The sequence below is a fragment of the Bacillus cereus group sp. N11 genome (assembly GCF_016483605.1).
GTDB classification, from domain to species: domain Bacteria; phylum Bacillota; class Bacilli; order Bacillales; family Bacillaceae_G; genus Bacillus_A; species Bacillus_A toyonensis.
This window is the reverse complement of the sequence record NZ_JAEHBN010000102.1, coordinates 1-238: the sequence shown is the minus strand read 5'-3', so window position 1 is coordinate 238 and position 238 is coordinate 1. Positions and strand designations below refer to the sequence as shown.

Below are 238 nucleotides of genomic sequence, written 5' to 3'. Positions count from 1 at the left end.
TAACTAAAGCTGGTAACGAAATCACAGCTGGAAAAGTTGAATACCGCGTGGATAAAGCTGGTAACATCCCCGCTCCAAGCGGTAAAGTATCTTTCGCAGAGGCTAAACTAGTAGAAAACTTCAAAACACTTGCTGACACGCTACAAATCGCTAAGCCAGCTGCTGCATAATGTACTTACATGAAGAATGCAAGTGTTGCTGCTTCAATGGGACCTGGCGTACGCGGAGACGTTTCTAC

The 238-nt window shown here is 45.4% G+C and carries 1 pseudogene; it reads left to right on the top strand.

From position 1 onward, the window contains the following. Window positions 1-238: pseudogene (locus JDS98_RS29865) on the top strand (50S ribosomal protein L1); the annotation flags it as partial.